This window comes from Roseomonas sp. HF4, from assembly GCF_005222755.1.
Taxonomy (GTDB): domain Bacteria; phylum Pseudomonadota; class Alphaproteobacteria; order Acetobacterales; family Acetobacteraceae; genus Neoroseomonas.
The window spans coordinates 1-9,099 of the sequence record NZ_STGD01000035.1 but is presented as its reverse complement, the minus strand read 5'-3'; the positions used below and the strand labels follow the sequence as shown (position 1 = coordinate 9,099).

At 65.0% G+C, this 9,099-nt stretch carries 10 protein-coding genes and 1 pseudogene; 9 read left to right on the top strand and 2 right to left on the bottom strand.

Annotated features, from left to right (window positions below):
• A partial coding sequence (locus tag E8M80_RS25365) for a transposase (protein WP_137128516.1) occupies positions 1 to 269 on the bottom strand: 269 nt, incomplete at its 3' end.
• 51 nt (positions 270 to 320) lie between these two features.
• Between E8M80_RS25365 and E8M80_RS25360 the strand changes: the two are divergent.
• The 3 genes and pseudogenes from E8M80_RS25360 to E8M80_RS25350 form a co-directional block, all read left to right on the top strand.
• Positions 321 to 800 (top strand): annotated as a pseudogene (locus E8M80_RS25360) (integrase core domain-containing protein); the annotation flags it as partial.
• 541 nt (positions 801 to 1,341) lie between these two features.
• Entirely contained in the window at positions 1,342 to 1,521 is a 180-nt protein-coding gene (locus E8M80_RS25355; RefSeq protein ID WP_137128515.1) for a hypothetical protein, read from the top strand.
• Positions 1,522 to 1,696: 175 nt separating this feature from the next.
• Complete coding sequence (locus tag E8M80_RS25350; RefSeq protein WP_137128514.1) at positions 1,697 to 2,896, top strand: MFS transporter; 1,200 nt, start codon at positions 1,697 to 1,699, stop codon at positions 2,894 to 2,896.
• 752 nt (positions 2,897 to 3,648) lie between these two features.
• Here the strand turns inward: E8M80_RS25350 and E8M80_RS25345 are convergent.
• Positions 3,649 to 3,939, bottom strand: coding sequence for a hypothetical protein (locus tag E8M80_RS25345; protein ID WP_137128513.1), 291 nt, complete (start codon positions 3,937 to 3,939; stop codon positions 3,649 to 3,651).
• A gap of 426 nt (positions 3,940 to 4,365) precedes the next feature.
• On the opposite strand from E8M80_RS25345, the gene E8M80_RS25340 reads away from it, so the two are divergent.
• The 6 genes from E8M80_RS25340 to E8M80_RS25315 form a co-directional block, all read left to right on the top strand.
• Complete coding sequence (locus E8M80_RS25340) at positions 4,366 to 4,593, top strand: hypothetical protein (protein WP_137128512.1); 228 nt, start codon at positions 4,366 to 4,368, stop codon at positions 4,591 to 4,593.
• A 156-nt stretch (positions 4,594 to 4,749) separates the two neighbouring features.
• The gene (locus E8M80_RS25335) at positions 4,750 to 5,076 is read left to right on the top strand and encodes a hypothetical protein (RefSeq protein ID WP_137128511.1); all 327 of its coding nucleotides are present in this window, start codon (positions 4,750 to 4,752) and stop codon (positions 5,074 to 5,076) included.
• A 19-nt stretch (positions 5,077 to 5,095) separates the two neighbouring features.
• A complete protein-coding gene (locus E8M80_RS25330) occupies positions 5,096 to 5,776 on the top strand; it encodes a hypothetical protein (protein ID WP_206035754.1) in 681 nt (226 codons plus the stop codon).
• Positions 5,776 to 8,100, top strand: a complete 2,325-nt coding sequence (locus E8M80_RS25325; protein ID WP_240790217.1) for a heavy metal translocating P-type ATPase — start codon at positions 5,776 to 5,778, stop codon at positions 8,098 to 8,100. Before E8M80_RS25330 ends, E8M80_RS25325 begins: the two co-directional genes overlap by 1 nt.
• Positions 8,101 to 8,190: 90 nt before the next feature.
• Positions 8,191 to 8,652, top strand: a complete 462-nt coding sequence (locus tag E8M80_RS25320; protein WP_240790216.1) for a DUF305 domain-containing protein — start codon at positions 8,191 to 8,193, stop codon at positions 8,650 to 8,652.
• Between the two features lie 277 nt (positions 8,653 to 8,929).
• Positions 8,930 to 9,099, top strand: a 170-nt coding sequence (locus tag E8M80_RS25315) for a transposase (protein ID WP_170979650.1), incomplete at its 3' end; no start/stop codon positions are given.

The window sequence follows — 9,099 nt, the reverse complement described above, 5'->3', positions numbered from 1 at the left end:
CAGGCCGCCGCCTTTGCCAGGATGTCGCGCTCCTGGCGCAGGCGATGGTTCTCACGGCGGAGCTTGCTCAGTTCCTCTCGCTCGGCGCTGATCGCGCCGCCATCCCGGCGCTCGCCGGCATCGCGCTCCGCTTGGCGGACCCAGTGCGCGATAGATTGCGCATTCGGCTCGAACTCACGGGCAAGGTCCTGCGGGGTTCGTCCCGATCGGACCAACTCCACCATTTGCCGCCGGAACTCCGGCGGGTAGGGCACTCTGAATCTCGGCATCTCGAACACCTCCGTCTCAAGCCTCGGGGTGTCCACGAAACCGGGTCAACTTCAATGGACTTCGTTGCCGACCAGCTGTTCGACGGCCGGCCGATCCGGATCCTGGCGGTACTGGATGCCCACACGCGAGAGGCGCTCTCGATCGTGCCGAGAGTGACCTTCCAGGCGTTCGACCTCGTGCAGGAGCTCGGTCGCCTGGCGCGCGAGCGGGGCCGGCCGAAGGCGCTGAAGGTGAACAACGGGCCGGAGTTCGCCGGCCGGATGCTGGACCAGTGGGCGCACCTGAACGGGGTGGAGATCGACTTCTCGCGTCCCGGCAAACCCACGGACAACGCGCATATCGAAGCGTTCAACAGCCGGCTGCGGGCCGAATGTTTGAACGCCTCGTGGTTCCTGTCGCTGGCCGACGCGCGGGAGCGGCTGGATGCATGGCGACGCGAGTACAACGAGGAACGGCCGCATGGGTCACTGCAGAACTTGACCCCGCGGGCCTTCGCCGAGCAGGCTCATCAAGCCCAAGAAGTTGCCTAGCCCCCGGACCAGAGTTGGGGACAGGACCAACGCGCGAGCGAACGTCTAGTTCCTCTGGATCGGATTCCTGGACGACGTTGAAGGTCGTCAGCCGAGAAGGGACGATCATAAGGCCTCACTCAGCATTGCGGCAGCTTCCTCTTGCCGATCGAGTTCGCAGGGCCGCCGCCGCGCCACCGCAATCAACATACAAACTCAGCAGCGCCCGGACAGATCTGGCCGGGAAACCACAGATGCATCTCGTTGGCTTCTCTTATCGCTTCCCGCGGCAAGAAACCAAGCGCAACACCGAAGGCATGCAGCACTTATGCGCAACCATCCGAAGTAGGATCTGGTATCCGGGACCGCGTCTCGCGCCGCCACGAAACGGCGGCCAGGATGGCCACCGCTCCCTGGCCGGCCCCGCCGTCCGCTTCCCTCGCGGGTTGCTGCGCATCGTCTTCATCGTGCTCGCGGCCCTGCTGGCGACCAGCGGCAACGCCTCGATCCGCCCGTCGATCAGGTCCAGACGGACGCCGACGAGACGGTGGCATGGCGTGAGATGGCCCGCGTGCTGCGCCCGGGTGGTCGGCTTGTGATCGGCGAACTCGGCCGCTGGAGCCTTTGGGCGGCGCGCGACCGCATCCGTGGCTGGCTCGGCTCCAGGCTCTGGCGGCGGTCGGCCTTCCACTCGGCCGCGGATTTGCGCCGCGCGGCCGAGGGTGCGGGGCTGCTCGTCTAGGAGGTTCGCGGCGCTGTCTTTCATCCGCCCAGTGCGACCCTTGCCCGGCTGACGGTTGCCGCGGATGCATGGCTGGGGTGGCACACCACCTTCGGCGCCGCCTTCATCGCCTTGCAACTTCGCAAGCCATCTTTGCCCCCGCGTGTGCACTGATCAGATCAAGGACGACAGCAACATGGCCGAAGCACGCCAGACCCGGAACGTCGCGCTCCTCGCCATCGCACAGGCGTTGTTCCAGACCGCCTCCGCCCTGGTTATGACGGTGGGCGCGTTGGCGGCGTCGCGCATCGCGTCCGAGCCTTGGCTCGCCACCGCGCCCATCGCAGCCATGTTCCTCGGCACCGCGGCGGCGACCTTTCCTGCTTCGCTGCTGATGGCCAAGTGGGGCCGCCGCGCCGGCTTCATAATGGGTGCTGTCTTCGGTGTGTTGGGGGGGCTGGTGGGCGCGGCCGGGATCGCGCTCGGCTCGCTCATGCTGCTGTGTCTCGGCACGCTGCTGATAGGCGCATATCAGGGCCATGCGCAGTTCTATCGCTTTGCCGCGGCCGAGGTAGCGGACGCCTCCTTCCGCCCGCGAGCCATCGCCTATGTACTCGCCGGTGGTGTGTTCGCGGCCATCGTCGGGCCGGAACTGGGCCGACTGGGCGGGCCGTTGCTCGCGGTGGAGTTCATCGGCTCGTTCCTGCTGTTGGCCGTCGTCAGCCTGCTCTCCGCGGGGCTGTTGCTGGGTCTACGCATTGCGGCTCCGGCGGCGGCGATGACTGGAACCGTGGTTGAGCCGGCTCGCCCGCTGCGTGCCATCGTCAGCCAGCCCGCCTACCTGATCGCACTGTTCGGCGCTGCGACCGGCTATGGCGTCATGATCCTGGCCATGACGGCGACACCGCTTGCCATGCTGCAGCACCAGCATGGGATCGGCGACGCGGCACGCGCCATCCAGGCGCATACGCTGGGTATGTTTTTGCCATCCTTCTTCACCGGCTCGCTCATCGCGCGGTTCGGCGTGCTGCGGATCATGCTCAGCGGTGTCGCCGTGCTTTCCGCCCATGTCGGCATGGCGCTGACGGGGACCGGGTTTGGCTCGTTCCTGGGCGCCCTGGTGCTGCTCGGTGTGGGATGGAACTTTCTCTACATCGGCGGAACGACACTGCTCACCGAGACCTATACGCCGGCCGAGAGGGCGCGCGCCCAGGCGACGAATGACCTGACGATCTTCGCAGTCAGCCTCGCCTCCGCGCTCGCCGCCGGCGTGCTCCTGCAGCAGCTTGGCTGGCAGACCTTGAACGCGGTGTTGCTGCCCTGGCTCGGCATCGCGGCGCTGGCCATCCTCTGGTTGGCGATGTCGCGCACACGGCAAGCGCAGCAGACAGTGTGAGGCTCGACTTTTGGCTGTGATGCGAGGAATCGGTACGACGAAAAACTCCCGTCACGGCACGCGCCGCTTCGTCACCTACTCGCCTACGCCCTGGTGCAAGTCCTGCGGCCAGGGCCGGATCTCGCGGTCGGGCGAGTTCTGTGCTGCCTGGCGCCACCCGTCACCGTTGGCGCGGTACCAGGCGTGGTGGCCGCCTGACGACGTTTCAGTGACAAGCGGGGTCTCGCCGAACAGCTCGAAGGCGCGCTCGAGGAGGTCGGGACTAATCACATCGCGGCCGCGTCGTGGAATCCCCCTCGTGTGTCACGCGCCACGGGATTTGGTAGTAATCCGTCCCAAAGTGTTCGCTCTCGAAGTACGGATTTCGGGCAAGTGGGGTTCGAACCACGGCAAGCGCCGAGCGCGCTGAAACCGGCTTTTGACCTAGGTTTTTGGGATCCGCACTAAATCGCCCAGGTCAGGAGGTCCGGAGAGAATTGGCCTCCGGAGAGCGATTTTCCGCCGTCTCCGCGCCGGGCCAGTCAACAGGTCTGCCCCAAAAACCCCTGGAAAGCTGCCACTCAGCGCGGCGTCCGGTCAGGCGGAGAGCACGGCTCGTATGGGAACTGGCGGAGGGAGTGCGACCGGTTACAAGCGGTCTCAAGGCTGGAGCCTCGGCCTGGCGTTCGTTCTATCCGCCACCAGTCAGACAATAGCGCCGCGAGCCGCTAAGTGGCGTTTAACTGCCCCAAACATGGCATCGGAGACTATAATTACGGTTTGCGGCGACGGAAGGCGATGACAGCGATACCCACGACGACCAAGGCGAGCACCAGGACGCCGATTCCACCGAACCCGCCCATTCCATAGCCCATCCCCGATCCCCAGCCGCCGCCCATCATGCTGCCGCCTGGACCCGGCCCCTGCCCGGACACCTGGGCTTCCGCAACGGTAGCAAAACTCAATGTCGTGACTGCGGATAGGGCAAGCAAACGTGACGCAACGTAATCATTCAGCAACATGTCACACCTCCTCCAAACATCGGAAAATTCGTTCTTGAGCATGGGGTGAATAAGCCCCACCTTGTATTTTCGTCGACTAAATCAACGTGGCGGAGGGACGAAAGTTGCCCCAGGCCGATATTCCGGACGCTCAGATCGTCTTCACCTTCAACCAAGCTATCTTTCGTACGCAAACCTGTTCGCCGCAGCCGGATCGCTATGTTGCGCGCCGTGGTCCCCCGCCGCCGGGGTCATAGTCGATGTGGCACTGCGCGAGATTTCTTTTCCCGAGGGCGCAACGCCCGAGATGATCGCAGCGTTGTTTGAAGTTGGCTAAGTCGACGGATGGCCGTCGCGCCATAAAACACAAAAACCACGCCGAGCGCATTGCCGTTACTAGAGCCAGCAATGCGCCGATCCAGGCCGTACGGTTTGGCAGCTCGCGTCTCATTCGGCTTTACCGAATCTCGACAGAAAGCGGAGAAAAACATGGAAAACGCATCAGAAATATCCAAGCACCACACCACCGCGGCATCGTGCTGCGACAGCGCGGCGATGCACCACAAGGAAGCCGCCAAGCACCTTGCGGCGGGCGATCCTGAGAAAGCCGCTGATCACGCTGTGAAGGCCGACGCTCTGGTAGGTGAAGCCATTCAGCACACCGCAAAGGCGAACAAGCAGCATCCGTCTACCGGGAAGAAGTCCTGCTGCTGCTGACATGCTTTCTCATCGGCGATGCATATCAGCCGGTGAATAGAGAGCGGTAAGCCCATCGCGCCTTGAGGCGACCAGGACATGTTTTGTCGTGTCGCCGAAATGCACCGACGTCGATCGACGGCAGACTGCAGAAGAGCCAGCCAAGGAGGAATTCCCGTGCGTCGCACGATTCTGATTGCTTCCGCTGTCACGGCCCTCATGAGCGCCGGCGGCACGCTGGCGCAGGCCCAGCCCGTTCAAGCGACGCCGATGATGCCCGGCCAGGGCATGGCGCCGCAGGCCGCACCCGGCATGCCGATGACGCCCGGTCAGGGCATGCCACGCCAGGCAACGCCCGGTATGCCAATGACGCCCGGTCAGGGCATGCCACAGCAGGCCACGCCCGGTATGCCAATGACGCCCGGTCAGGGCATGCCACAGCAGGCCACGCCCGGTATGCCGATGGCGCCCGGCCAGGGCATGCCGTCGCAAATGCACAGGTAGGATGGTTCAAGGCAGGCCAGTGCCGAACGCCGGCGCGTCGAGCAGCCCCACGCCAGGTTTTGCGACGCCCAAGCCCGATGACATCATCGCCTTGCAGACCGACGATTCAAATCAATCCGGTCTGTTGGATGCCCGGGGGTGCACCCAACCGACCGAAGGAACCGGCCCTATGGGCCTTGGCACCACCAGGCGTGACACATGCACGCCGTTGCTCGCGATCATCTCCCAGGTCGGTCGCCGTATGGCACCGCGTTGGCGGCTAGCGCTCTGGTATGGGGCGCTCATTCTGGCAGCCAACCTTCTGTGGGAGGTGGCGCACCTGCCGCTCTACACGTTGTGGCGCACCGCAAGCCGGAGCGAGCAAGCCTTTGCCGTACTGCACTGCACGGGCGGAGATGCGCTGATCGCGCTGTTGTCGCTTGGTCTTGCCGTCCTGGTGCATCGCTCTTGGCGTTGGCCGGAGGAGCGTTTTGGTCGCGTGCTCCTGGCGGCCACGTTGATCGGCGTCGCCTACACGGTGTTCAGCGAGTGGTGGAATGTCGAATGGCGCGGCGCCTGGGCTTACGCTTCGGCTATGCCACGCCTTCCTTGGGTCGGGACGGGCGTTACCCCTCTGCTGCAATGGGTTTTGCTGCCGCCGCTATGTCTTTGGGGCGCGCGTCGCCTGAGTGAGCGAGACTCGGCTTTAGGAGCCAAATGATGTCACACGCGACGCACAGCGACGCCAGCCTCATCGTAAAGGACCCAGTCTGCGGGATGGATGTGGACCCAGCCAAGACCGTGCATCACGCCGAGAACGCTGGGAAAGCCTACCACTTCTGCTCAGCAGGTTGCCGCACGAAGTTCGTCACCGAGCCCGGCAAATACCTCCACGATAAGCCGGTGCTGCGCACCGAGGCCGTGGCGCCCGGCACCATCTACACCTGTCCGATGCACCCGCAGATTCGGCAGCCGGGTCCGGGCAGCTGCCCGATCTGCGGCATGGCGCTGGAGCCCGAAACGCCGACCGTGGAGACCGGCCCGAATCCCGAGCTCGTGGACTTCACCCGCCGCTTCTGGATCGGGCTCGTACTTACCCTGCCGGTCTTTCTCCTGGAGATGGGCGGCCACCTCACCGGGATGCATTTTCCTGGTGGGCCGCAGATCGGCAATTGGGTGCAATTCGCGCTCGCCACCCCCGTCGTGCTGTGGGCTGGCTGGCCCTTCTTCGTGCGCGGCTGGCAGAGCCTGGTGAACCGAAGCCTCAACATGTTCACGCTGATCGCGCTCGGTACCGGCGTCGCCTGGGTGTTCAGTGTGGTGGCGACCGCAGCACCCGGAATCTTCCCGCCGGCCTTCCGCGCCGGGGATGGTTCGGTTGCCGTGTATTTCGAGGCTGCGTCGGTGATTGTCGTGCTGGTGCTGCTCGGCCAGATGCTGGAATTGCGCGCGCGAGAACAGACCGGTGGGGCCATCCGCGCTTTGCTTGATCTGGCGCCCGAGGTGGCCCGACGACTGCGCGAAGATGGTTCGGAGGAAGACGTCGCTCTCGCTTCGGTTGTTGCTGGTGATCGGCTGCGCGTGCGCCCCGGCGACAAGGTGCCGCTCGACGGCGAGGTGCTGGAAGGCGGCTCCAACGTCGATGAGAGTCTTGTCACCGGCGAGGCAGTGCCGGTCGCCAAGGCCGTCGGCGATGAGGTTGTTGGCGGCACGCTGAACGGCCAGGGCAGCTTCGTCATGCGCGCCGATCGCGTCGGGCAGGATACGGTGCTGGCGCAGATCGTCCGCATGGTTGCGGGTGCGCAGCGCTCGCGGGCGCCGATTCAGCGGGTGGCGGACCAGGTTGCAGGCTGGTTCGTACCGGCGGTCGTGGCGATTGCCGCACTTGCTTTCGCCGCCTGGACCATCTGGGGGCCAGAACCACGGCTCGCCTACGCCATGGTGGCGGCGGTGACGGTGCTGATCATCGCATGCCCCTGCGCATTGGGCCTCGCCACGCCGATGTCCATCATGGTCGGCGTGGGCCGTGGCGCGAAGGCGGGCGTGCTGATCAAGAACGCCGAGGCGCTGGAACGTATGGAGCGGATCGACACGCTGGTCGTCGACAAGACTGGCACGCTGACGAAGGGCAGCCCCGATGTGGTGGCCGTAGTGCCGGCAGAAGGGATCGCGGAGGAGGAGGTGCTGCGCCTCGCTGCTGGCTTGGAAAGACCCAGCCAGCATCCGCTTGCGGAGGCCGTGGTACGGGCCGCCGAGAAGCGCGGCATCGCCGTACCGTCCGTTGAGCGCTTCGACGCACCCACGGGCCGTGGAGTCACCGGCACAGTGGAAGGCCGCGCGGTCGCCGTCGGCAACATGCGACTGATGGAAGAGACCGGCGTCGATGTCGCCTCTCAGGCGGCGGAGGCCGAGCGCCTGCGGGCGGACGGCGCGACGGTGTTCTTCGTTGCGGTGGATGGCCAGGCATTCGGCATCGTCGCCGTGGCCGACCCGATCAAGGAGACGACGCAGGCCGCCGTCGCCAGCCTTGCCAAAGATGGCGTGCGGGTGGTCATGCTGACAGGTGACAATCGCACGACGGCGGAAGCGGTGGCCAAGCGTCTCGGCATCACGGAGGTGGAGGCTGAGGTTCTGCCCGAGGACAAGCAGCGCATCGTCGAACGGCTGAAGGCCGAGGGTCGGCGCGTGGCAATGGCGGGCGATGGCGTGAACGATGCGCCAGCGCTTGCGGCTGCGGAAGTCGGCATTGCCATGGGCACGGGCACCGCCGTCGCGATCGAGAGCGCCGGCGTCACGTTGCTCGGCGGCGATCTGATGGGGATCGTGCGCGCCAGGCGCCTGTCGCAGGCGGTGATGGGCAATATTCGGCAGAATCTGTTCTTCGCCTTCGCGTACAATGCGTTGGGGGTGCCGATCGCGGCAGGGGCGCTCTACCCGTTCTTTGGCATCCTGTTGTCACCACTCATCGCGGCCGCCGCCATGTCGCTATCCTCGGTCAGCGTCGTCGGCAACGCGCTTCGGCTGCGATCGACGCAATTGGATTAGCTGCCGGCAGGGCTGGGTGGATCTCAGGCGTTTGGCGTTCAACAGACTGGAAAGGAGGCGCGGCAGATGAGTTATCTACGGTTCGGCGCAATGATCCTGACATCCACAGTCGTGATGTTTGGTTTGATGTACCTCAACACCTACGCCTTTGCCCATGTGTTCTTCAGCCAGACTCGCGCATGGATGGCCGTCGTGATGGGTGCGGCTATGGCGGCAATCATGCTGCTGTTCATGCTGGCGATGTACCGGAATGCGCGAGCGAACGCGGCCATACTTGCGGCAAGCGTCGTGGCATTCGCCGCTGCACTCTGGCTCGTACGAAGCCAGGAAACCGTCGACGACGTCTCATATCTGCGCGCGATGATCCCGCACCACTCCATCGCGATCATGACGAGCGAACGGGCGCACATCCGCGACGCTCGCGTCCGTGAAATGGCCGATGGGATCATTGCGGCTCAGGTGCGGGAGATCGGGCAAATGGAAAGGTTGATTGCGGAACTCGAGCGGCAACCGACGCCGGCTGACGCGCCAGATCTGCTGCCGCGGCGATGAGTTGATCAATTGACTTCAAATCGGGGGTAGCGGCGCTGCCGCTCCACGGTCCGTTCTGTTTTCGCCGCACTATGGCACCCGACTCTTCATCACTCCCACCGACAGCGTGGCCGCCGCCAGGTCGAACGTCGCGCCCGGGATATTCCGCATCATTACCCGCATCGTGTTGTTGGTCACCCGCATCACGCCGGGCCGATGAAGCGTGGCGATTGTGACCTGACCCCCTAGAAGCGGTCCGCCGGTGATGTAGTCCGGCGGCTGCGTTTGGGAGGCGGAGATGGCGAAGAGGAAGACGCATACGCCTGAGGAGATCGTGGCGAAGCTGCGCCAGGCGGAGGTTCTGGTTGGCCAGGGCAAGACGGTGGCCGATGCTGTGCGGGCGATCGGCGTGACGGAGCCGACCTACTATCGCTGGCGGACGGAGTTCGGCGGCCTGAAGCTGGACCA

Bases quoted from the DNA above. Each gene is read 5' to 3' on its own strand.
- E8M80_RS25355 (WP_137128515.1), top strand. From the start codon at position 1,342: ATGGCCCGCGTGCTGCGCCCGGGTGGTCGGCTTGTGATCGGCGAACTC.
- E8M80_RS25350 (WP_137128514.1), top strand. From the start codon at position 1,697: ATGGCCGAAGCACGCCAGACCCGGAACGTCGCGCTCCTCGCCATCGCA.
- E8M80_RS25345 (WP_137128513.1), bottom strand. From the start codon at position 3,939: ATGCTCAAGAACGAATTTTCCGATGTTTGGAGGAGGTGTGACATGTTG.
- E8M80_RS25340 (WP_137128512.1), top strand. From the start codon at position 4,366: ATGGAAAACGCATCAGAAATATCCAAGCACCACACCACCGCGGCATCG.
- E8M80_RS25325 (WP_240790217.1), top strand. From the start codon at position 5,776: ATGTCACACGCGACGCACAGCGACGCCAGCCTCATCGTAAAGGACCCA.
- E8M80_RS25320 (WP_240790216.1), top strand. From the start codon at position 8,191: ATGATCCTGACATCCACAGTCGTGATGTTTGGTTTGATGTACCTCAAC.